Genomic DNA, 23,437 nt, shown 5'->3' with positions numbered 1-23,437 from the left:
TTCTTCCCAAAGCGAAGGTGCAACGGACAAGTATCATCGGAAACCCGTCTATTTTTGCTGGATTGCTTGCATCGATCAGCAACAGCGGAAAGCTTAACCGCACTTTTTTTGGCGAAGATTCATATGCGTAAGGAAGCAGGAAGACAGCCAACCCAACGAGATTATCTTCCAGCTCCTCATTACAAAAAGTAGCCCTTTCGCGGGCGGCTTTTTCGCCCATTTTTCCCCGGGAGTGGATCCCGGGGTCACTTTCTTTTCGAATCCGTTACATTTGAAAAAAAGGTTTCCAGCACACTTTCATAACAGGCCTTGGATTTCATGTTCTGGTTTTATGCTTCTTCCAGCGGGGTGATGGCATACCGGTTGTGTTCGCTCCTCTTTTTTTGCCAAATGCGATTGCGGATTGAATTCAACGCCTGATAGGCCACCGGAACGATGACAAGGGTCATAAGGGTCGAAGTGGTAAGACCCGAGATCACCACAATCGCGAGCGATTTCGAGATCAGGCCGCCTTCATCGGAAATGGCCAGTGGCAGCAGCGCGCCAATCGTCGCCACCGCCGTCATCAAAATCGGCCGGATCCGGGTCACACCTGCTTCGATCAGCGCTTGCCCGATGTCCATTCCAGCCAGACGGTTCTGCTGAACCCGGTCCACCAGAACGATCGCGTTCGTCACAACGATCCCGATCAGCATCAGAAATCCAACCAAAGCGGGCATTCCCAGGGACTCGTTGAATGCATACAACCCCAGCAATCCCCCTGTGAAAATAAACGGCAGCGAGAACAGGATCGAAAACGGCGCCACTGTTTCGCCAAACGCGATCATCATCACCATATAGACAAGCAAAACACCGGCCGCCATCGCGATCGCCATGTTGCGGAAGCCGTCGCTCATCGCTTTGGACTCCCCCTCAAAATAGTACGTGACACCTTTTGGCAGGTTCAGCTTTTTGATCCGGTTCTCCACTTCGGTTTGGATGCCCGAGGAATTATCGGAAGTAAAACTTCCCCGAACAGACACATACTCCTGCTGGTTCAACCGTTGTATGGCGGTGGGACCGGGTTTTTCACTGATGTTGACAACATCGCCCAATTTCACCTGTTCCCCCGTCATATTGAGGATCACCTGATTCCGAATCGCATCGATTGTTTTTAGGTCATCCACTTTCAGTCCGAGGTTCACTTCGGTTGTGCGGCCGTCCAGCGTCACATTCATCACACTGTCACCGTTGATCATCTGCCGGATGGCGGAGGCGATCATCGCCGGATTCAGCCCTTTGCGCGCCGCTTCGTCCGTGTGGATATCGACAAACAGTTGCGGTCTGACAGCCGATAAATTGGTCTCCACATTGGCCAGGCCAGGCACATCCCGAATCGCGTTTGCCATCATCTCTCCCGCCTGCTTAAGCGCGGTCAGATCGGTTCCGTTCACCACGATGAACAGCCCGCCGCCGCCCGTGATTCCCTGTGGCGTCAGTGCCGCCCGGATACCGGGGCCGAGGTCGGTCGTATGTTCCCTCACCGCTTGCTCGAATTTTTTCGTGTCCTCTGGCGAAACGTCGTCCTTCAGTTCGATCTGCATCCGAATGGTTTCCCCGTTGAGGGTCGTCTGGTAGCTCTTAATGTCCGAACGGCCGCTAAGAAACGATTCAATCCGGTTCGCCACCTGGTCGGCCGTCTGCAGCGAAGTGCCGACGGGCAGCGTAACGCGCAATCCGTAGGAGACCGTTTTTTCGGATGGCAGAAAGTTTTTCGGGATCCGCGGCAAAAGGGCCAACGATCCGCCGAACAGGAGCACCGCGACAAGCACCACCACCAATTTGTGCTGCAGCGACCAGCCCAAGACGCTGCGATACATTCTCTGCAGGGCGTTTTCCCGATGCTCCTGATGCTTGATATTCAGCAAAAAGAGTCTGGCGGCCAGCGGAACCACCGTGATCGCCACGAGCAAAGAGAAAGCAAGCGCAATCACCACCGTGATTCCGAACGGAGCAAAAAACCTTCCGACGATTCCCGGCACAAACGACAGAGGTCCAAACACGGCAATCGTGGTAAACGTGGAAGATGTGATCGCCTGCCCCACTTCTTTGGTAGCTTCCAGCACCAGTTCCCAACTGCGAAGGGCGCTGGCTCCCACGCGCCGGTAGATGTTCTCGATCACCACGATCGAATCGTCCACCACTCTGCCCACCGCCACTGCGATTCCGGCTAGTGTCATGATATTGAAGCTGTAATCCATCCAGTACAGAACGATCATCGACGCGAGGATCGACAGCGGGATGGAAATGATCGCCACCAGCGTGGCGCGTACATTCCGCAGGAAAAGAAGCGTCACCACCACAGCAAGCAAAGACCCAAGCACAACTTCCCGCAGCATCCCGTTCACCGATTTTTGAATCTGGACGGAATTGTCGCGAAGTTTGGTCAACCGGTAGCCATCCGGCAACGATAACTTATCCAGTTTTTGATTGATCTGCTTGACAATGTCAACCGTGTTTGAACCGGGTTCCGTCTTGATATCCACAAGGACCGCCGGTATGCCGTTTAAGCGGGACAAAATCCTGTCTTTGTCCGACGCGTAGGTCACATCCGCGATGTCAGACAGCTTGATCGTGCGCAGACTGAGAGACGGCTTGGCGGAAACCTCCTGGTTGCGGTTTGCAGGCGCCGATTTGCCCGACATGCTTTTGAGCGAATTGGCGACGTCCGTGTTGGATGCGTTCACCTGAGCCTGCAGATCGGCCAGCTTGTTTTGCAACGACGCAATCTGCGCCTGCTCCGCCTGGATCTTCTGTTGCAGTTGGTTGATCTGCGGTTCCAATTGCGGTTTTTGTTCCGGGCGGGCTTGCAACTGCTGTTTCAAGGCGGCCAAATTTGCCTGATCGTCAAACAGGCTGGCGGACAGTCCGTTGATCGCCTGCATGACCTGAATTTCCGCCTGCAGAAGCATCTGCCCTTTGGTTAAGTCGCCGACTCCCTTCCCTAGTTGGCCGACCGAAGAGCCGACCGTCCCCACTCCTTCCCCCAGCGTCTGAAACGCGTTTGTGAGTTGGCTGGTGTCCTGGTCGATAACGATCAGATTGACATTTTTCAGTTCCTCTGCCGAGCGGATTTTTTTGCCGGCTTCCACATTCAGACTTTTTCCGTCAATCGTCACCTCGCCGGCTGGAAACGACACATTGTTGGCAAGTAGCGCCTGTTTGACCTTGTCGATCGACAGATTCTCTTTTCTCAATTTTTCCGGATCCACTCGTATGTACAGCTTCTTTTCCGGGACGCCTTGCACATCCAGGGAAGAGATCCCCTGAATGGAAGCCAATAGAGGCTGGATATGCTCGTTGACATATTGCTTGATCGTGGCCGGATCTTGGTTGGCCGTCACACCAAACGAATAGATCGGGGCAGCTGTTGGCCCTTCCTGTCTGATTCGCGGTTTCTCCGCCCCTTCCGGCAGCTTGAGGTTCGCCAGTACACTGTTTACATCTTTGGTCGCTTCATCCATCGAATGGCTCAATTCAAACTCCATCGTGGCTGACACATAGTTGGTGCCCGCTTCTACATACAGATTCTTCAATTTCTTTAATCCGGACAACGCCTGTTCGAGCGGTTTCCCGATGCCGTCGAGCGCTTGTTCCGGTGTGGCGCCCGGATACACCACCACAACATTCAAATAGGGAACGTCCACATTCGGGAACTGTTCCAGCTTCATGGAAAAAATGGAGTACAGGCCGCCTGCGACAATCATGATCATCGCAAGGAAAATCACACCCGCATTTTTCATTGAAAATCGAATCCACTTCGTCATCGCTTACCCCTCCCGTTTTGCAAACCAATGTAGCTCCCTTTGTTCTTGGCTGAACCGCAATCGCAATCTGTCGCCCGGCTTCATGATCTGACGGATCCCCCAATTTGCCGCTGGCAGACGATCATTTCCTGTTTGGTTCCAGACCAAACCACAAAACACGTGACACGTCATGCACCAGTTTGTCAAACTGCACACTTGCCGGATCAACCAGCCACGTCTGGATCATGCCATTTACAAGAGAATGGAAAATAATAGCCAGCGCTCTTGGGTCAACATCATCTGCCACCAGACCTCTCGCTTGCAGTCCTTGCAAAATAGCCCCTGTCACATCAAACATTTTGTTGTAAGTCTGGCTGAGCTTTTCCCGGATGGCCGGATCGCGGCTGCAAGTAAGGAACTCGAAGAATAGCATCGGTTTCTCTGGCTTCTCCAGACACTGCTCAAACTGTGAAAGCAGCCAGGATGACAAAGCATCTACCCGATTTGACGAACTCACGACGCTTTCCGCTTGATTTGGCAACACCTGCAACTGTTGGACAAGGCTTCTTTCGCAAAGCGCCAAAAACAAATCACTCTTACCGGAAAAATGCCAATACACCGCACCTTTTGTCATCCCTGCTTCAGCCGCTACTTGGTCCAATGTGGCTTCAGCATATCCATATTTTGCAAACACACGGGTCGCAGCATCCAATAGACGCGTCCGGGTGTCCGCATTGGACTGTCCAAGCTCCGCTTGCTTTTCAGCCAAGAATGCCCTCATATCCTGTTTGCTTCCCAAATGTCTCCGAACCGTAGTCCAATGCACGCCGGCAGCTTGCGCAATATCAGTAAAAGTGATCTGATCGACCGGTCGTTCGGCAGCCAGTTCCAAAGCCGCCTGAAAGATTTTCTCACGAATACTCATCTCACCACCCCAACGTATACCAAAAGGAACTTTATACTCGTACCAATGAGTATGTTAAAATAATAAAAAACCAACAAACGGGGTGTCAATATAAACTTGGTTTTCGCAAGTAGACGGTGCTACAGGGGAGGGAAGAATTTCCCCGATCGGATTCCAAAGTCACTGCATCGGATCTTGTCCGAAAGATCAACTTCCGGAAAAGCAAGAGACCCTGAACCGGTGCCACGGTCAGAGTCTCACCTCACAGTAGGCGCGAGGGCAAAAGCCCTCCCCTACAACTCCATCTTATGTATATCATACCCTCTTTATACTGTACTGTCAAAGGAGGCAGCCATATGCAAACACTCACGCTGGTTATTAGTATTGCTGCCTTGGTTCTTTCCCTTGTTGCACTGAGCCGGGCGCTCCGGAGGTGACAGATGTGGCAAAGCCAACGTCCTTTCGGTTTTCTGATGAGTTCTTGGAACTCCTCCAGACATGGGCCTTTGTAACTGAAAAAGCACAGGCTGAATTACTCGAAGAAGCGTTTATGGAGTATGCAGAAAAGCGAACAGAAATCAAAGAAAAGGTTCTGCGGATATTGGAGACCGTTCAGAAATAACCCGCGTATGAAGGGTGAATAAAACATTTGCCGCTAAAGTCTGTAATTGTTGTTTGATTCTGCTCCCGGATCGTGAACTACCGATTGCGAAATGTCGGTATTTCCGTTTGGAGCCCAGGAATTTATGCAAGCGGTGCGAAACATCGGAGGCACACTGTATTTCTGAAAGCAAAAAGGAGCCATCCCGGGCTCCTTTCTTAATTCCGATTAAAATGGTCGGAATGCCGGGATTTGAACCCGGGACCTCACCCACCCCAAGGGTGCGCGCTACCAAGCTGCGCCACATTCCGAACATCAATTAGCAATGACGAAGTTGATTATACACGATTCTTTCCGGATGATGCAAGGGAATTCGCGGTATAAAGTTGACAAAAACGGAAGTTAGCTGACCAGTTTGATGACTTGCTCCCCCATACGTAAAATCGCTTCGATCAAGGTTTTGAGCCGACGAAACAGGGATTCGATTTCCGACAGGAAATTGGCCGCGTAGGTGCGATTTTCGTTCACCTGGACGTTCTTGCTGTTCACCGATTGGGCCTGGTTCACTGTCAGGGTCGTAACGGTCACTTGATCCGGTTTGTTCATATCGACTGTCAGGATCGCGGAAGAAGCGACAAATCCTACCGCGTTTTGCGTGTATACCCGGAAATGGCGCCGCCCTGTCGCATTGGGGTCCTTGTAGGTGAGGATCGCAGTGTTGGTTTTCATCACCAACGTGCCATACCTGGCTTCCAAAGGCTCTTTTCCAGTTCTCGTCACAACTGGCTCACTTCTTTGATGTGCAGCTCCGGTTCGCCCGGAAAAGCGGGCGGCGCCTGCAAGCCCAAACGCTGCGCCAACCAGTCGTACAACCCCGGCACTTTGCTGGCCAATGGCAGCTCCGGATTTTCTTGCGGGACGACGTTAAACATCGACGCATCCCAGCGCAATGTCCCGATCTCTTTGCCCGTTTGCAGCAGATCGAAGCGCGACAGGAATGGATGCGGCTTTTTGGCGTTTGGCGAACCAAACAGCTGCACGTAATCTTCTGCCGCAATTTCCGCCAGTAGCCAGCGGTGCTCCTGCGATCGGTTGACGCGGGGATCGCCCGACAGCCCGCGGATTTTCGCATAGGTCGATTGCCGCCAATGCTCGTTATCGGTAAGCGGAAATCCGTCCTGTTGAATCGAATAATAATGGGTCACATGATGACCATACTCATGCGCCAACGTCCTGGCGAACGATTCGACCGTCCTGTGTTCGCCCCCGCCGTACAGGTCAATTCTGCCGGGGAGCATCTTGCTCCGGCCAAGCAAGTCGACCGAAGTCCGCAGCCGGTACTCTCCTGCAATCCCTTTCCCTTTCGGGTACCCGTCCTGCACTTTCACCTCTGACAACAGCTTGAACTCTTCCCCGTGCGTGTTGTTTTTCAGCTCTTGATACAATTGACGCAGTTTGTCTTCGGAATCCCAGGCGGCCGATTCGCTTACAATGCGAATGCCCTCCGGCGACGCGTAGACGGTCGCGGCGGCCGCTGGTTGCGTCCCAACCCAACCGGCTGCGACGACCATTCCCAATCCGGCCAATAATTTTTCGACCAATGGAATCTTCATACTTCACCTCATACCAAAATCAACAGAATTCGGCCGATATCGAACACCGAACCGAAGCCTGTAAGGCGGATGGACGAAAATCAAAGGGATGTCTTTCGACACCCCTTCACCCCTGTTGCGATGCCAATTGTCGTTCCCGCATCCGGAGCTCCACCCGACGAATTTTGCCAGATGTCGTCTTCGGCAAGTCCTCCACAAATTCGATCTTGCGCGGGTATTTGTAAGGAGCGGTCAAATTCTTTGTATGCTCCTGCAACTCCCTGATCAACTCTTCCGTACCTTCATATCCTTTCTTCAACACGACAAACGCTTTCACCACATGGCCGCGATCCGGATCGGGGCTGGCTACCGCGGCACACTCCGCCACAGCAGGATGTTTGACCAGCGCGTCTTCCACTTCAAACGGACCGATCGTATACCCTGCCGAGATAATGATATCATCCGCCCGCCCTTCAAACCAGATGTACCCGTCTTCATCCATGCGGCCCTGATCGCCCGTTACATACCAGTTGCCGCGAAACGCCCGGGCGGTCCGTTCCGGGTCGTTCAGGTAGCCTTTGAACAGCGCCACCATATTGCGATCCACAGCAATATCTCCGACTTCTCCAACCGGCAACTCCTCGCCCGACTCGTCGATGATCGCCACTTTCACAACAGGCGACGGGCGTCCCATCGAACCGGGCCGTGGTTCCATGCCGACAAACGTTCCCACCAGCAGCGTATTTTCCGTCTGTCCATAACCGTCCCTGACGGTGATGTTGAATACGCGCCGGAACGTATCAATCACTTCCCGGTTGAGCGGCTCACCCGCCGAGCAAGCGGAGCGAAGCGACTGCAAAGAGAAGTTTTCGATGCCGGATACTTTCGCCATCAGGCGGTATTCGGTCGGCGTCGCGCAAAGCACGGAAATCGGGTGCTGTTCCAGCAGCTGCAGGTACTTTTCCGGAGAAAATCTGCCCTGGTAGACAAACGCGGTGGCTCCTTTTCCCAGTGTGGAGACAAACGGGCTCCACACCCATTTCGCCCAACCGGGGCCGGCCGTTGCCCATACGAGATCGTCCTCCCGTACATCCAGCCAATAGGTGGCGGCAACGGCGAGATGGGCACAGGGCCACCCGTGCACATGCATGACGCCTTTCGGTCCGCCGGTGGTGCCGGATGTGTAGGACAGAAACGCCAGTTCGTCCGACCTGCTGTCGACCGCTTCCAACCGGTCGTTTGAATGATTCGCCAGATCTTCCAATGAGAGCCAGCCGGTTTGCGGCTCGCCAAGCTGAATGTAATGCGCAATCGTCGGACAATTGTCCCGGATCTGATTGACCTCATCCACACCGCCCGCGAAGGAGATGACTGCTTTCGCTCCCGCATGGTTCGCCCGGTATTCGATATCCTTGCCGCGAAGCATTTCGGAGCAGGGCATAATCACCGCCCCGATTTTGTTCAACGCCAGGTAGATCGCGTACGCGTCCACCCCTCTCGGCACCAGCACGATCACCTTGTCTCCCCGCTGAATGCCAAGTGACAGCAGGCTGTTGCCGATCCGGTTCGTATAGGAAATCAGTTCCCGATAGGTGACCCGCTTTGTGTCACCCGTTTCGCTCACCGCGATGATCGCCGGTTTGTCCGGATTCCGTTCCGCGTAGGCGCTGACCTCCCCCGCAAAATTGTAATATTCCGGCATCTCAAATGAAAACGCTTTCTCCGATTGCTTCTCTTCGCTTCCCATACCCGTCACCTCATCCCTGTGTGTTGGTGTCTCCAACGTTACATATTCTGTTTGGATTACAAAAATTCCTGCTAGATCCCATGCCGCTACGGCGGCACCATCAGATGATGAAAATCGGGCATCGTCATGAACCGATTTCCCTACGCCGCCCATCTGTGTTCGTGGGCGGAGCAGGCTCCAGGTAACCATGACAGCGCCGGTAAACAGACTGCGTAAGCAACAGGTACGTCCAGAAATTACCATTTGGACGATAGATGAGTTGTGGCCTTTTTTTTGTCTTTTCAAGAGCTAATATTTTCGGGATAGAAAAACGGGGCGAATGGCCGGTTAAATACCGAATTTGACAAAAAATTCGCCCGAATTGTATCCGAGAGGCGTCCTGCAAGATGTTCATATGTTGCACGTGGCAGCGATATGGGCCTGCGCGTCTCTCTCCCGCTCCTGCTGCGCCTGAAGATGCTCCTCCCTCATGGCGCGAACGAAAAGCGGAGTAAGATCGGGATCCCATTGAACGCCGCTCCCCTCCTCCAGAATGGACAGCGCTTTGGCCACAGGCATCCCTTTCCGGTACGGGCGGTCGCTCGTCATCGCGTCAAACGCATCGGCGATCGCGATAATCCGTCCCAGAAGTGGGATGCGCTTTCCGGCCAGTCCATCCGGATAGCCCGTGCCGTTATAGTGCTCGTGATGCGATCGGACCCCTGGCAAAATGTCCGCCAGCGCATCGGCCGGCTCAATTTGCCGCAAAATGTTTTCGCCCAATACCGGATGCAATTTGATGGCGGCAAACTCCTCGTCCGTCAGTCGCCCTTCCTTCAGCAGCACGGCATCCCTGATGCCGATTTTGCCTATGTCGTGTAGCAGCGCCGCCTTCTCCAAAACGGATAGCTCCGCCTTAGACAGGCAGGCAAGCCGTCCGATCCGCAGCGAATAATCGGCTACGCGCAAGGAATGCCCCGCTGTATAAGGGTCTCTCGCGTCCAGGGCGGCGGCCAGCGTCGTAAAATAGCTCTGAACAAGCTGATTGTTTCGATTCTCGCGGGTCTTCAGCCCTTCCACCATATGGTTGAAGCCGGACACCAGCTTCGAGAATTCGTCGGCATAAATGTCCTCCGCCTTCACGTCGAAATTGCCATTCCTCACTTCGTTAATGGACGCAAACAAATTGCGGATCGGATGCACAATATCGCGCGACAGCAACCATGCGCCAAGCGACGAGAACATCGTCCCGATCATTAAAATAATACCGGCCCATTTCCAGTATTGCGTCGACTGCTGCAGCGCCATTTCGCCGAGGCGGATTTGCGTAGCCAGGCTGAACAAAAAGAGCGGGAACGTTCCGATGAGAAAGGCACTCCATTGGAACTTTCGTTGAATCGACACAAGCACCTGGCCGTCCAGCGTCAGATCGCTCTCATAGAGGGCGATCGATTGCTGGCGGATGTGTATGAGCACGGGACGGATAGCGTGATTTGTCAGGAAAAACTCGATCAGGGCGTGCATGCCTGCGACCAGCAGCATGCCAATGGCGGCCAGTCCGACGTAGTAGTATGGTATCGCAATGAGCCCGCTCCGAATCGAGTAGATGACCAGACTAATTGCCGGCAAAGCAAGACCGAACAGATGGGGGCCCAGTATTCGTTGCGTGGCAAACATCGGAAACTTGTGCGTCTGCAAATAGCCTTTACGAAGCGTCTCCGGAGAAGGCCGCCTCTGCCGGTACAAAACCCGAATAGGGCGAATATGACGTGAGAATGCGAGAAACTCCGCTCCGAACATGACAAGCAACGAGATGATGAGAATGACGGACACGTATACGCATTCCGCCGGTGATAATTGCAGCGTCGTAAAAATAAAAATACTACCCACTCCCAGAACGGCAATCGTCGAGCCTACGAAATAATTGCGCAGCAAATGCTTCAGGAACTTTCGATAGATTTCCAAATGACGTCCCTCCTTCCTTGAGTGAAAGCGCGGGTTTTAGTTCGACGCAGTGAGGTAATTGTCCTTACCGCTCTGCTTAACTTTATACATGGCCCGATCCGCGCTTTGAATCAGCTCTTCCCAATCGGCGCCGCCGACAAAACGACTCACTCCTACGCTAGCAGTAACGCAGATGGAACGATCCCCGATCTGAAAAGGACGTCTAATACAGCTTAATACGTCTGTGGTGAAACGATCAATATCGCCGTCCATGCCGATTGCGCCATCTGCGCGTAGCAGTAAAATAAACTCATCGCCACCCAAGCGAATGAGCGCATCATGTCGGCTCATGTTTTGTTTCAGCCGGTCAGCCAACTTCTGAAGCAACATATCTCCCGTATTGTGCCCGTACTTATCGTTAACGTGCTTAAAGTCGTCCAGATCGAGAAACATGACAATGCCTTTTTCACCTTCGGCCATGGCTGACATATACCGTTTGAGGTAATTGCGGTTATAGACGCCAGTCAGACTGTCGATGAACAGCGCCTCCTCGAGTTGCACCGTATACGACAGAAACTTCGCCATCGCCTTCAGCAGCGAAATTTCGTTCTGGTCGAAAATATAAGGCTTGCGATCCATCGCGCAAATCGTACCAACCGAATGATTGTCATTGCTCATTATTGGCACGCCGATAAAGGAACAGGCGCCCATCTGTCTCGTTACCTTAAGGTGCGAGGTAAGCGGATCCTCCTCCGTGTTGCGGATGACCACCGGCTGGTCCGTATTCTGGCACACCAGGTAGCAGTACGTCTCGTACAGCGGAAGCTCGGCACCTTCTTCAATCAGCACTTCCGAGCGGTTAAACACTTTCAAAATCGTATTCGTCACGCTGTCGTTACGGGCGACGAATACGGTGTTCGCCCCTATGAAGCGGCTGAGCACATTCAAAATATAATCCGCGGCATCGGCCAAAGAATCGATAACAGGTTCTTTATTCATCGCTACATTCCCCTCGAAGATCCTGGATTGGTTGAACCGTCTCTCTATATTATTTTTATCGAATTTTTCGGTCGCTTGGTTCACTAAATGAAAAAAATTTTATCGTCAATCACTAGCGTTGCATAAATTTTGACGGTCTATTTCGATAGCTATTCTTTTCGTCGATCGAACCAAAAAATCCTTTACAATGGAGTGTACAGGTAGATCCTGTCCAAATTAAAAGGATTCGAATATGGCCAAGGATACCTTATTTTCGGCATTTGGTAAATGGGTCGAACCTCTAAATGAGTCGAACCTCTTAATCGAATCAAACTGCAAGAAAAAATTGATGCAGCCAAGCAAGACAAGTACGTGAAGAAATTGACAACCAATGCCTACATCCTGTTGTTTCTGCATGCGGTGCTGCAAAAACGGGAAGGAGCGCCGCCCAACTCTCCCGGAAACACAGGCAAGTGGATCCTGGACTGCTAGCTGGAATTTTCTATGATCTGACAGCGTTGGTACATGCTCGGTCGTACCCTTTCGGCCTGTGTCGTCGCTTCAACATCGTGGATTCCTCAACCATCAGTCTGTGCTTGCAGAAATACAAGTAGGCGGTCTTCCGGGAAACCAAAGCAGGCATCAAAATGCATCTGCGCATTGTATTTGCCAGTCAGGATGTGGATTGCTTGTTAACAGGATATATTTACCAAATGGATAGAGACCTACCTTTTGTTGATTGTTCTCTCGTTTCGGAAAATCCGTCACAAGATATGTTCAGAATATTCAGTTAATATAACGTTGACGTTTTTTGCAACGCTAGTGCTTTGGGCCCAATGGACGATCACGAATTCAGGAGAAGATGAAATTCTGGTAAAAAAAAAACGAAAAGAGCCCGACGAACGGCAGTCATCCTGCGCCTTCCGGGACCCTTTCTGCAAATCCTATTTGATTGCCTCTTTCAGCGCCTTTCCCGGCCTGAATGTCGGCACCTTGGTGGCGGGAATCTCGATTTCCTGTCCGGTCTGAGGATTGCGGCCCTTGCGGGCTGCGCGCTCTCTGGTTTCAAAATTGCCGAAACCGATCAACTGCACTTTATCTCCGTTCGCCAGCGCTTCCGTTATGCTTTCGAACACCGCGTCCACCGCTCTGGCAGCATCCTTTTTTGTCAGTTCGGATCGTTCCGCGACCGAGTTGACAAGGTCAGCTTTGTTCACGATTGACACCCCCTCTCCGGAGCTCTCTATTTATTTTTCCGCAGTATTACCTTTGTATCCAGAATTCATCCAAATATACATGCCCCCCTGGAAAAAACAAAAGAAAGGCCTGTTCAGCCTTTCTCAATCAATCCGATCTGTTGCATGTCCGCATTACAGGATGATCGCAATCAATCCGCCGCTGCCTTCGTTGATAATCCGCTCCAGCGTTTCTTTCAATTTGTACTGGGCGTTCTCCGGCATCATCGCCAGTTTCGCTGAGATTCCTTCCCGCACGATCGCCGACAGCGATTTGCCGAAAATGTCGGAATCCCAGATTTTCAGCGGATCTTCTTCAAAATCCTGCATCAGGTAGCGGACCAATTCTTCGCTTTGCTTCTCGGTTCCGACGATCGGCGCGAATTCCGATTCCACATCGACGCGGATCATGTGAATCGAAGGTGCGGTTGCTCGCAAGCGAACTCCGAAACGGGAACCTTGCCGGATCAACTCCGGTTCGTCCAGCGTCATCTCTTCCAACACCGGCGGCGCGATTCCGTAACCGGTCAACTTCACCATGCGCAGCGCTTCCGCCACTTTGTCATATTCCCGCTTGGCGGTGGTAAAATCTTTCATCAATTGCAACAAATGGTCTTTGCCGCGGATTTCCACCCCGACGATCTCGGTCAATACCCGATCATACAGCTCGTCGGGAGCCGCCAGATCAATGTCGGCAATCCCCTGCCCCATGTCCATCCGAGCCAAAGCGGCACGGGAGATGAACTCGTACTCGTTGAAAACGCCGACCACGCGATCGATATCGCGCAGCCTGCGGATATCCTGTACGGTGTTGCGCACGCATTCCTCGAAATTGGAGCGCAGCCAATGATCCTGATCGAGCACCATCACCCAGGAGGGCAGGTTGACATTCACTTCGTGCACCGGGAATTCGTAGAGGGCTTCCCGCAGCACCACCATGATGTCGTCCTGCCGCATCGTGGCGACAGACAATGCAACAACCGGGATATCATATTTTTCCGCCAGTTCGGCGCGTAACGCTTCCGTCTCCGGATGCTGCGGATGGGTCGAATTGATCACCATGACAAACGGTTTGCCAAGCTCTTTCAACTCGGTGACCACGCGCTCTTCCGCTTCCAGGTACGATTCTCGCGGGATTTCCGCGATCGTTCCGTCGGTCGTGATCACCAAGCCGATGGTGGAGTGGTCGGTAATCACTTTCCGGGTCCCGATCTCGGCCGCTTCCTGGAACGGAATCGGGTCATCAAACCAGGGGGTGGTTACCATACGCGGCCCATTTTCGTCTTCATACCCACGGGCGCCCTGCACCGCATATCCGACACAATCGACGACCCTTACATTGATGTTCAATCCTTCCGCCACATGAATCTCAACAGCCTGGTTGGGGATAAACTTCGGTTCGGTCGTCATGATCGTCCGCCCGGCCGCGCTTTGCGGCAATTCATCGGTCGCCCGTACCCGGTCCGCTTCATCCGTAATGTTCGGAAGCACGATCAGTTCCATAAATTTTTTGATAAAAGTCGATTTACCGGTCCGAACAGGGCCTACTACGCCGAGATAAATATCCCCCCCTGTCCGTTCGGCAATGTCTTTGAAAATATCCACCTTCTCCACGCTGTTCCCTCCCTGCATAATGTTCGGCGTAGAAAGTTACCGCTCCCCCGAAAGGCACCCCTCCCTCGGAAGCTCCTGGATGTTTGTACATGTATATGAGACGCCAGGAGTTTTATTCCAAGGTGGCTTTTCAGGGGCACATTCAGGTTTCCTTCTCTATGGATATGCGAAAGCCGCCGGTTTAGAACAAGCCCAAACAAAAGAGCACCCGGAAAACGCTTCCGAGTGCTATGTATATGTTGGTTACCGCTTTTCATTCCATTCCGGGTTCCCGTACTTCGTTGCGACCAGTTCCCGCATGATGCGGTTTTCTTGCGGCGTCAACCGGCCGTCGACCAACTCAACACCCAACCCTTTCGCAAAACCGGAACGAAACGCGGCTTCCGCTTCCTCGAATGAGACGTCCCGCCCGCTCACCTGTTTGATCGACACGGCCTTTTGCAAAAATTGGGCTTTCAGCCGTTCCCGCAGCCGGTCGGATGAAAAATAGAGAACGGAGAACAGCAAATCCGCATCCAGATCCAATAAAATCGAACCGTGCTGCAAAATCACGCCGCGCTGCCGGGTCTGGGCGCTGCCCGTCACCTTTCTGCCCTCCACGACCAGTTCATACCAGGAGGGCGAATCAAAACAGGCGGCCGATCCGGGCGACTCATGTTTTTGCCGTTCCTCTGCCGACGCCAGCGATACCATCCGGGCTTCCAGTCCCAAATTGCGGAACCCTTCCACCAGCCCCATCGACAAGACGCGGTAGGACTCATTGACCGATCGCGGCATCATCGGATGCGATTCGGACACGACGATCGAATAGGTGACTTCCCGGTCATGCAGCACGGCCCGTCCGCCGGTGGGACGGCGCACCAATCCCAGCCCATTCGCCTGGAGCGCCGCCCGGTCGACCTCCGCGATCCGTTGAAAATAGCCGATCGACAAAGTGGGCGGATCCCAGCCGTAAAACCGGACCGTCGGAGGAACCAGCCCCTGGCTGTGGGCAATCAGGATCGCTTCGTCAAGCGCCATATTTTCCGCCGGCGAAAATCGGCCTGTCGGCAACAACCGCCACGTTTCCAACGCAATCCGCTTACCCCTTGATAATCTCCGCGTATTGCTCCGCGGTCAGCAGATGATCGAGTTCTCCGGGATCTTTCATCTCGACGACCAGCATCCAGCCATCACCGTAAGGAGATTCGTTCACTTTTTCCGGCGAATCGGCCAGCGCCGTGTTGACCTCGATGATTTTGCCGCTGACGGGGGCATACAGGTCTGACACGGTTTTAACGGACTCGACGGTTCCGAACGTGGAGTTTTGCACCACTTCGTCGCCGACCTCCGGCAGCTCGACAAACACGATGTCACCCAGTTCCGACTGGGCAAAATCGGTAATTCCTATGTACGCTTTGTCGCCTTCCACGCGAACCCATTCATGTTCTTTCGAATACTTTAACTCTTGCGGCAGATTGCTCATGCTGGTACCTCCTTGTTCGATTGATCCAGATTCATTGTAGCAGATATTTCCTCTTAGCGCTACGAATCCCACGTCATCGAGATGCGGGCCACCTCTTCCATTTCATGTGTTTTTCCGCGTCCCATCAGATCTTCGACAGCGGTGCGTGGGCTTTTGCCCTGGAACAGGACCTGATAGATTTCGGACGTAATCGGCATCTCCACCCGGTGTTTCTCCGCCAGGCGAAATGCTGCTTGCGTCGCCCGGACTCCTTCCACCACCATGTTCATGGAAGACAGCACCTCATCCAGCTTGCGCCCCTGTCCCAACTGGTATCCGGCCCGCCAGTTGCGGCTGTGTTTGGACGTGCAGGTGACGATCAAATCGCCGATTCCCGCCAGTCCGGCAAAGGTCATTTGCGCTGCCCCCAGTTCCACCCCCAGCCGGGAAATCTCCGTCAGGCCGCGGGTCATCAGCGCCGCTTTCGCATTGTCGCCAAACCCGAGCCCATCCGACAAACCAACTCCCAGCGCGATGATATTTTTCAGCGCTCCGCCGAGTTCCGTTCCCACCACATCCGGATTGGTATAGACGCGAAAATAGGAATTCATCAACAGATCCTGAAAACACTCCGCCGTGCTCCGTTTTTTACTGGCGATTACGACGGTGGTCGGGCACCTGCGCGATACCTCTTCCGCGTGGCTGGGGCCCGACAGCACGGCCAGATTGGACGGATCCAACGCCGTAACTTCTTGCAAAATCACTTCGCTCATGCGGGCCAAATTTTCCGTGTCAAACCCTTTCGTTGCATGAACCAGTTTTGTATTCGGCCCGAGCACATGGGCCAGCTGCTTCATGGTATCGCGAAAAGCCAGCGACGGCACAACCACCAATACATGCTTTTTCCCCGCAACCGCCTGTTCCAGATCGGCAGTCGGAGCAATCGACTCCGGTAACGTTACGCCGGGCAAATAGCGGGAGTTGGTTCGCTGCGCACGAATTTCTTCGACCAATTCCTGCCTTCTCGCCCAGAGCGACACGTTGCAGCCGTTGTCGGCGAGCACCATCGCCAGGGCGGTCCCCCAACTGCCTGCCCCGATCACTGCTACAGAATTGCTCATAATGTCCCTCCTGTCCCGACTCGCTTAACGTCCCAGCCGATTTTCCTTGCCTTGGACAAGCCGCACGATGTTGGAGCGGTGCCGCCAATAGGACATCGCCGCCATCACGATCGACATCCAGAAATAGACGGCGGGCCGACCGGACAGGAGCACCGTCACCGGCAAGATGGTCAAAAAGACAAGTGACGCCAGCGAAACGATGCGCGTGGCAAGCAGCAGCAGGATGGCGATGGCGCCGGCATACAGACCGGGCAGAAAGACGACGCTGATCACCACTCCAATCGTCGTGGCGACTCCTTTTCCGCCGCGAAAGCCGAAGAAAACAGGCCAGTTGTGACCGACGATCGCCGCCAATCCGCCGACCGCCATACCAGCGTCCGATTTCGTAACAAGATACCCGATGAAGACAGAGAAGACCCCTTTTAACGCATCAGCCACAAACACGATCAAGGCAGCCTGTTTGCCAAGCACCCGCAGCGTGTTGGTCGCACCGGCGTTGCCCGAACCGTGCTCCCGGATGTCGATCCCCGCCTTGTACCGTCCGACCAGGTAACTGAACGAAATCGATCCGAGCAAGTAGCCTATCAAGGCCGAGAAGAATAGTTGCACCCATATCTCCTCCAGAACATCACCCGCCAAAGTGACGCAAAGCTCTGTAGAATTTTCCGATTGATTTGGCGGGGACCCGAAAAATCATTTAAGCCAAACGATCCCTTTACGATTTTTGCCGAATTAGCAAGCGGATCGGGGTCCCTTCAAAGCCGAACGCGTCCCGCAGTTTGTTCTCCAAAAACCGTTCATAGGAAAAATGCACCAGTTCCGGATCGTTTACAAACAGCGCAAATGAAGGCGGTTTGACCGCCACTTGGGTCGCATAGTATATCCGCAGTTTCCGCCCTTTGTCGGTGGGGGGAGCGGTCATCGCCACGGCATCTTCGATCACCGCATTGACCGTCGAGGTTTGGATCCGCATGGCATGATTTTCCGCCGCTTTGACAACCGCATCGAGAATCTTGGTGACCCGCTGCTTCGTTTTGGCCGACACGAACAACACCGGCGCCCACGGCATGAACGGAAACTCTTTGCGGATTTCCTGTTCGAACCGGTGGGCGGTTTTGTCATCTTTCTCTACGAGATCCCATTTGTTGACGACGATAATCATGGCCCGGCCCTCTTCCAGCGCGTAGCCGGCGATCCGCTTGTCCTGTTCGATAATCCCCTCTTCACCGTCAATCACGAGCACCGCCACGTCACACCGTTCGATCGCCCGCAGCGCCCGCATCACCGAATATTTTTCCGTCGTTTCGTAAATCTTCCCGCGTTTGCGCATGCCCGCCGTGTCAATGATGACAAAATCCTGCCCTTCTCTGGAAAACGGCGTGTCAATTGCGTCGCGGGTGGTGCCTGCCACTTCCGACACGAGCACCCGTTCTTCCCCGAGGATCGCGTTGACCAGCGATGATTTTCCGACATTCGGCCGCCCGATCATCGCAAACTTGATCGTCTCGGGGCTGTACTCCTCTTCCTCCTCAGCAGGAAAATGCTTGACCACCTCATCCAGCAAATCGCCGATACCGATCCCGTGGCCGGCTGCTATCGGGATCGGTTCGCCAAGCCCCAATTCATAAAATTCATACCGGTTGTCCAGCATTTTCGGATTGTCCAGTTTGTTGACCGCAAGGACGACCGGTTTTTTGGAACGGAAGAGGATTTCCGCAACATCGCGGTCAGTCGTCGTCAAGCCGGTCTGCCCATCGACCAGAAAAATGATCACGTTCGCTTCGTTGATCGCCAGTTCCGCCTGCTCCCGGATGCGCAGCATGATTTCATCTTCGCTGCCGATTTCAATGCCGCCCGTGTCGATGATGTGAAACTTGCGATCGAGCCACTCAGCGCTGGCATAAATGCGGTCGCGGGTGATCCCAGGCTTGTCTTCGACAATCGCGATCCGTTCTCCTGCCAAACGGTTGAAAAGTGTAGATTTTCCCACATTCGGACGTCCAACGATTGCCACAACCGGTTTTGGCATGTTATGAATACCGCCTTTCAGATCAGGATGATCGACTGAGAAGCCGAAAAAAATGGCTTGCAGGCGTCACCTGATGCCTGCACAGCCGAACATGCCCCCGTTCGCCAATGTGGCTTCATAACGCCGGCGCGGCGGGAGCTTCTCCGTCATACCGAGCGAACCTTTCACCAGGCCCGTCGCGTTGGCCGGCAGCACGAGCACCGGCTTGCCTAACTCCTGCGACACCTGTTCCAGCGTGTAATCATCGAGGAACACATCGGCATCGTCTTTTAGCATGATATCCGGAATCATCACGAGATCCGCCCGGCAAGAGTCTTTCAACTGGGCGACGATGTCCGATCCGGTGATCAAACCGGCGACCGTCACCATATGGCCGTAAAAATCATTTTGAATCACATGCAGATCGACCCGCAGATTTTGCACGTCCTGCAGCAGACGAATCCCCCGCCGGATCGTGTCGGCGGCCGACACGCCGGTCACCACCGCCACATGCCGCCGCTCGCTGAGCGAGGACGGAATGTCTCCCTTCAGATCCTCCAACTCGTCGAGGAAGTTGCGAATCAAGCCGACACCGTTTTCCGTCTGGGCAAACTCGTCATACCGTTCGGCCGGCGGCACCTCGCGCCCCGCCAGTACATAGAACTCATCGGCCGCATGCACGAAAGTAGCTCCTTTTTCCCGCAGAAACTTGTCCTGCCAGGCTTCCACCTGATCGATCACGGCAGCCGCTTCCTCCGGAGTCACGCTCCGCAGCTCGGCAAGCCCGCGGCGATGCTTCGTCAATCCCACAGGCACCACCGACAGCGTGCGAACATGCGGCCAGAACACAGCGAGTTCCCGGATCGTGCGATCCAGCTCCGCCCCGTCATTCATACCGGGGCACAGCACCACCTGCGTGTTCATCTCGATTTCGTGCTCGGCCAGATACGCAATCTGGTTGAGAATCTCGCCCGCTTTTTTGTGCCCCACCATAAAATTGCGAAGTTCCGGGTTGGTCGTGTGCACCGAAATGTTGAGCGGCGACATTTTCAGCTTGGCGATCCGTTCCAGATCGGATTGCTTTAAGTTTGTCAGCGTCACAAAATTTCCATGCAGGAACGACAGGCGATAATCATCGTCCCGCATGTTCAGCGTTTGCCGCATATTGCCGGGGATCTGGTCGACAAAGCAAAAGACGCACTTGTTGTGGCAGAGCTTGATCCGGTCGACCGTCGGGTGTTCCCATTCCACCCCGAGCGACTCGTCGTACTCTTTTTCCACTTCGAGTAGCCATTCTTCGCCGTTTGCCTTGATCACTTCCAGCTCGATGGCCTCATCTGTAATCGCAAACTGGTAATCTATAATATCCTTGATCGGCTGTCCGTTAATCGTCCGGATCTCGTCACCCGGTTCCAGTTCCAATTCTTCCGCCAGCGAACCGGGGCGAACCGATTGAATCTTCGGCATCTTCTCACCTGCTTTCTCCATTCGCCGGAAGCCGGTTTGTTAACCCTCGAATGAACATTATCGTATAAAAATAGGCCTGTCGTCAACCGTTCCTTCCTCAATGCCGGACAATGATCATGATCTGCGGATTGACCTCGTGCGCCATCCCGTCCAAAATTTTCTCCAGCGTAAACGCGGTCGCCTGCAGCTCTTGCCGGTCTTTCGCATAAAAAATCGGGCTGCCGCCGCCGACCGTGTCAGGCGATGTGGTGATGATCGCCAAAATCATGTTCTCCAGAGTCGTTCCCACGAAATTCACCTCAATCGTTTCATCGCTTCCGATTTGAGCGGTTTGCGGATCGAATTTTCCAGAACCGGCGAGCGGGAAATGATAAATTTGGCCGTTTCCATATCCCGCTCCAGCGGCAGCAGAAAAAACGCCAGCCGACCCGTCGCCAGATCCCGTTTGGACAAGGGAACGAACGACGGGGTGCCGCTGTCGCGGTAGATGCCGAGGATGGTCGATACATCGTGGATGATCGCCTGCCGCTGGCCGAGATGGGCGAGCGTCGTTTTCGCGTTTGCATTTTTCGGTGTGAGAATGATGCCGATTCCCTGTTGCAAAATGTGCTGTTTCGAATCTTCCAGCCCGATGTTCATGATGTGGATGTCATCGACGTACAGGTTGGGACCGTCAAAATGCAAGCGTCCCTCCCGGATGTCGGCGATGTCCCCTACCACATTGCCCGACATAAAGCGGACGCTGATCGCGATCCCCGCCAACCCGGCAGCAATGCCGCCGTACCAATTGAAAAAATAGGTGGCCAGCGAAGTGACAAACGCGGTAAAGATGGCGAGATAATTGCGGCCCTCGAACACCATCGCGATTCCTTCGATGTAGGTTACGCCCCGCGGCACCAGTTCGTTCTGGTCGACATTCGACAGCATTTGCCGTTCCATGTTGCGAACATCACGAAACTGTTGGGCGGCCATCGCCAAAAACGTAACGGCCGTGTAATTTTTCTGAATCAGGGCCGGCACCGCAACCGCCCCCAACCCGGACGCAATCACGCCCAGCGCGATGTGAATCACCCTGCCGTGCGGATAGGTGGGATACTGACGGTAATCGGTCCGCAGCATGTACAGGCGGGCGATCACCCCCAGGATCGTGCCGACCAGAATCATTTTCGTATACAGATTCATGTCGCGTCTCCTTCCAGCCTCCCCGCCGACCGCCGGTTCATCTTGGCCAACAGAAACTCCGCCAGCACAACCAGTAGGTCAACCAGAAACGACAGAATCACTGTTGTGCAGACCAGATCCAGCAAATCCGATCCGCCCACCCGGATGACACCGGTAACGGCCGCCAACCGGCTGTCATGCGCGATCCCCGCCAATAAAATTCCGGCTGCCGAGGCGTTCAGGGAAAACAGCGGTTCCCGCGAAAACAGATAGGCGGATGCCACCGCCACAGCCGGATGCAAATACCGCTCATCCAGCAGATAAAACGCGGGATCATACGGGAATAAAGTCATCAGCACAAAACAGCAGGCGGCCGCTGTCACAGCAGCACAGAGAAAATGCAGCTTGCGGCCCATTTTTCCAATCGTCGCGGCATATGCAAAAACGGCCAGCAGTACCAAGACGGAGCCGAGATGAATCGGCACGCGGTGTATCCGCACCTCGAAAAAGCCGAAAATACCGATGCAGACGAACAGCACCACCCAATGGGCAACCTGCAACCGGGAGCCCCGCACATATCGCGTACCCCAGTCGGTGGCGAACAAAATCGCCAGTACGAGCATCGTCAGCAAATTGGACACATCCGGATTCATGCGATCCCCCCCTACCAACACATTGTTGCCCGGGGAAAAAATCGCTATACAAGAGCCGCAGGCGCCTTCTCCATCTTCAGCGAAACCCGCTTCGGTTACGCTCCTTAGCAGTCGTTCGCTTGGTGGCGTATGGCTTCTCGATCAACTTTGGAAGAAGCTTGGCATCGATGAAGCGATCATAAGACGACTGACCAATCGAGACTATCGCATGCCGGTTGAACGTGCCATCTTTGCCATGGTGGCCAATCGAGCGCTTGCGCCAAGCAGTAAGCTGGTGATAGAGGATTGGGTGGCGCGAGAAGTGGTGATTCCCGATCTCCCAGCGTTTGACGTGCAGCATGGCTACCGGGCGATGGATTTCCTGCTGGAGTCAGAAGAAAGCATCCAGCGAGAAAGTGTTCCATTCGGTAGCGGATTTGCTGAACCTGGAAGTTGATCTGTTGTTCTTCGATACAACCTCGACATACTTTGAAGTTTTGATGAGAAAATAGAGTATCGTTGAGGCAGTAGGGGATCGGCTGCCTCGGTTTTTGGGCAATAGGATGCCCGGGACGCCCATTCGTCTTCCATATTAAGGGGATTAATTAAGTTGATTAGGCTGTGATTTCAGTCGATTTTGTCACCACATAGCCTTTCTTCTGAAGGCGGCGAATCATCAATTCTTCGGTCGAGATGCTCTTTCGCTTCTCCAAGTAATCAGCGCCGAGTTCGTTGTAAGGTTCCCCAGTTTTGAGTACAAAGTAAGCGATCACCAGGATCTTGTGTGCAATCACGACCGTCGCCCGTTTCTTTCCCTTGCGGCCGGCTACTGACCCAAATTTTGATCCGAGGAAAGTTCGGGTTTTTCCTGCCGCCCAAGCAGCTTCCAGGAGGGCAGATTTCAGCGCTTGGTTGCCCTGCGTCGTTCTTGCCCGTTTTTTTTACCCGCACTTTCGTGATTTCCGGGGCTGAGCCCCGCCCACGATGAAAGATGGGATGCCGAAGGAAATACGGACATATCGGTGCCGATTTCTGCCAAGATCACTTTGGCTACGTTCGGCCCCACGCCTGGAATCGTTTGGAGCAGTTCTTCCTGTTGCTGATAGGGGGCAAAGTATTGCTCCATGTCCGCCTCCAGGTCAGCGATGGATTGCTCAAGGAACTTCAGGTGCTCCAGGGAACGCTGAATGATCCGGCGATGATGCAGTGTCACCCGGCCATTGAG

21 protein-coding genes, 1 tRNA gene and 1 pseudogene are annotated in these 23,437 nt (G+C 53.8%); 2 read left to right on the top strand and 21 right to left on the bottom strand.

Annotated features, from left to right (window positions below):
• Positions 1–329 precede the first annotated feature (329 nt).
• Positions 330–3,806 (bottom strand): efflux RND transporter permease subunit, encoded by a 3,477-nt coding sequence (locus tag C230_RS21560; protein WP_018133224.1) that lies wholly within the window; start codon positions 3,804–3,806, stop codon positions 330–332.
• Between the two features lie 121 nt (positions 3,807–3,927).
• Positions 3,928–4,710: a TetR family transcriptional regulator gene (locus C230_RS0116820; protein WP_018133223.1), complete on the bottom strand. Its 783-nt coding sequence runs from the start codon at positions 4,708–4,710 to the stop codon at positions 3,928–3,930.
• Between the two features lie 421 nt (positions 4,711–5,131).
• Here C230_RS0116820 and C230_RS0116810 point away from each other — a divergent pair, with 421 nt between their 5' ends.
• Entirely contained in the window at positions 5,132–5,311 is a 180-nt protein-coding gene (locus C230_RS0116810; RefSeq protein ID WP_018133222.1) for a hypothetical protein, read from the top strand.
• 213 nt (positions 5,312–5,524) lie between these two features.
• Here C230_RS0116810 and C230_RS0116805 read toward each other — a convergent pair.
• The 17 genes from C230_RS0116805 to C230_RS0116720 form a co-directional block, all read right to left on the bottom strand.
• Positions 5,525–5,601: transfer RNA gene (locus C230_RS0116805), tRNA-Pro, on the bottom strand.
• 91 nt (positions 5,602–5,692) lie between these two features.
• A complete protein-coding gene (locus tag C230_RS0116800) occupies positions 5,693–6,070 on the bottom strand; it encodes a hypothetical protein (protein ID WP_018133221.1) in 378 nt (125 codons plus the stop codon).
• Positions 6,067–6,903, bottom strand: a complete 837-nt coding sequence (locus C230_RS21555; RefSeq protein ID WP_018133220.1) for a hypothetical protein — start codon at positions 6,901–6,903, stop codon at positions 6,067–6,069. Before C230_RS21555 ends, C230_RS0116800 begins: the two co-directional genes overlap by 4 nt.
• Positions 6,904–7,009: 106 nt before the next feature.
• Positions 7,010–8,629 carry an acyl-CoA synthetase gene (locus C230_RS0116790; RefSeq protein WP_018133219.1) on the bottom strand — a complete coding sequence of 540 codons (1,620 nt, stop codon included), beginning with the start codon at positions 8,627–8,629 and terminating at the stop codon, positions 7,010–7,012.
• A 390-nt stretch (positions 8,630–9,019) separates the two neighbouring features.
• Positions 9,020–10,573, bottom strand: coding sequence for an HD domain-containing phosphohydrolase (locus tag C230_RS0116785; protein WP_018133218.1), 1,554 nt, complete (start codon positions 10,571–10,573; stop codon positions 9,020–9,022).
• A gap of 36 nt (positions 10,574–10,609) precedes the next feature.
• On the bottom strand, positions 10,610–11,551 hold the full coding sequence (locus tag C230_RS0116780; RefSeq protein WP_018133217.1) for a sensor domain-containing diguanylate cyclase: 942 nt from the start codon (positions 11,549–11,551) through the stop codon (positions 10,610–10,612).
• Between the two features lie 923 nt (positions 11,552–12,474).
• Positions 12,475–12,747: an HU family DNA-binding protein gene (locus C230_RS0116770; RefSeq protein WP_018133215.1), complete on the bottom strand. Its 273-nt coding sequence runs from the start codon at positions 12,745–12,747 to the stop codon at positions 12,475–12,477.
• Positions 12,748–12,900: 153 nt separating this feature from the next.
• Complete coding sequence (gene spoIVA / locus C230_RS0116765; RefSeq protein ID WP_018133214.1) at positions 12,901–14,379, bottom strand: stage IV sporulation protein A; 1,479 nt, start codon at positions 14,377–14,379, stop codon at positions 12,901–12,903.
• A gap of 243 nt (positions 14,380–14,622) precedes the next feature.
• Positions 14,623–15,450 carry a lipoate--protein ligase family protein gene (locus C230_RS0116760; protein ID WP_018133213.1) on the bottom strand — a complete coding sequence of 276 codons (828 nt, stop codon included), beginning with the start codon at positions 15,448–15,450 and terminating at the stop codon, positions 14,623–14,625.
• A gap of 10 nt (positions 15,451–15,460) precedes the next feature.
• The gene (gcvH, locus tag C230_RS0116755; RefSeq protein ID WP_018133212.1) at positions 15,461–15,844 is read right to left on the bottom strand and encodes a glycine cleavage system protein GcvH; all 384 of its coding nucleotides are present in this window, start codon (positions 15,842–15,844) and stop codon (positions 15,461–15,463) included.
• A gap of 59 nt (positions 15,845–15,903) precedes the next feature.
• Positions 15,904–16,944 (bottom strand): NAD(P)H-dependent glycerol-3-phosphate dehydrogenase, encoded by a 1,041-nt coding sequence (locus C230_RS0116750; protein ID WP_018133211.1) that lies wholly within the window; start codon positions 16,942–16,944, stop codon positions 15,904–15,906.
• Between the two features lie 24 nt (positions 16,945–16,968).
• Positions 16,969–17,553 carry a glycerol-3-phosphate 1-O-acyltransferase PlsY gene (plsY, locus tag C230_RS0116745; RefSeq protein WP_018133210.1) on the bottom strand — a complete coding sequence of 195 codons (585 nt, stop codon included), beginning with the start codon at positions 17,551–17,553 and terminating at the stop codon, positions 16,969–16,971.
• A 106-nt stretch (positions 17,554–17,659) separates the two neighbouring features.
• A complete protein-coding gene (gene der, locus C230_RS0116740; RefSeq protein ID WP_018133209.1) occupies positions 17,660–18,973 on the bottom strand; it encodes a ribosome biogenesis GTPase Der in 1,314 nt (437 codons plus the stop codon).
• A 66-nt stretch (positions 18,974–19,039) separates the two neighbouring features.
• Entirely contained in the window at positions 19,040–20,419 is a 1,380-nt protein-coding gene (locus C230_RS20845; RefSeq protein ID WP_018133208.1) for a DUF512 domain-containing protein, read from the bottom strand.
• 97 nt (positions 20,420–20,516) lie between these two features.
• Complete coding sequence (locus C230_RS0116730) at positions 20,517–20,708, bottom strand: capping complex subunit for YIEGIA (RefSeq protein ID WP_018133207.1); 192 nt, start codon at positions 20,706–20,708, stop codon at positions 20,517–20,519.
• Positions 20,709–20,713: 5 nt separating this feature from the next.
• On the bottom strand, positions 20,714–21,601 hold the full coding sequence (locus C230_RS0116725) for a YIEGIA family protein (RefSeq protein ID WP_018133206.1): 888 nt from the start codon (positions 21,599–21,601) through the stop codon (positions 20,714–20,716).
• On the bottom strand, positions 21,598–22,233 hold the full coding sequence (locus tag C230_RS0116720) for a YphA family membrane protein (protein WP_018133205.1): 636 nt from the start codon (positions 22,231–22,233) through the stop codon (positions 21,598–21,600). Before C230_RS0116720 ends, C230_RS0116725 begins: the two co-directional genes overlap by 4 nt.
• Before the next feature lie 46 nt (positions 22,234–22,279).
• Between C230_RS0116720 and C230_RS24000 the strand changes: the two are divergent.
• Positions 22,280–22,706: pseudogene (locus C230_RS24000) on the top strand (IS1634 family transposase); the annotation flags it as partial.
• Positions 22,707–22,826: 120 nt separating this feature from the next.
• Here C230_RS24000 and C230_RS21550 read toward each other — a convergent pair.
• Positions 22,827–23,006 carry a hypothetical protein gene (locus C230_RS21550; protein WP_018133203.1) on the bottom strand — a complete coding sequence of 60 codons (180 nt, stop codon included), beginning with the start codon at positions 23,004–23,006 and terminating at the stop codon, positions 22,827–22,829.
• A gap of 107 nt (positions 23,007–23,113) precedes the next feature.
• Positions 23,114–23,437 (bottom strand): transposase (locus tag C230_RS21545; protein ID WP_156807500.1); only part of this gene is annotated, 324 nt, incomplete at its 5' end.

It is taken from the genome of Effusibacillus pohliae DSM 22757, from assembly GCF_000376225.1.
Lineage (GTDB): Bacteria > Bacillota > Bacilli > Tumebacillales > Effusibacillaceae > Effusibacillus > Effusibacillus pohliae.
This window is presented reverse-complemented; position numbering and strand designations above follow the sequence as displayed.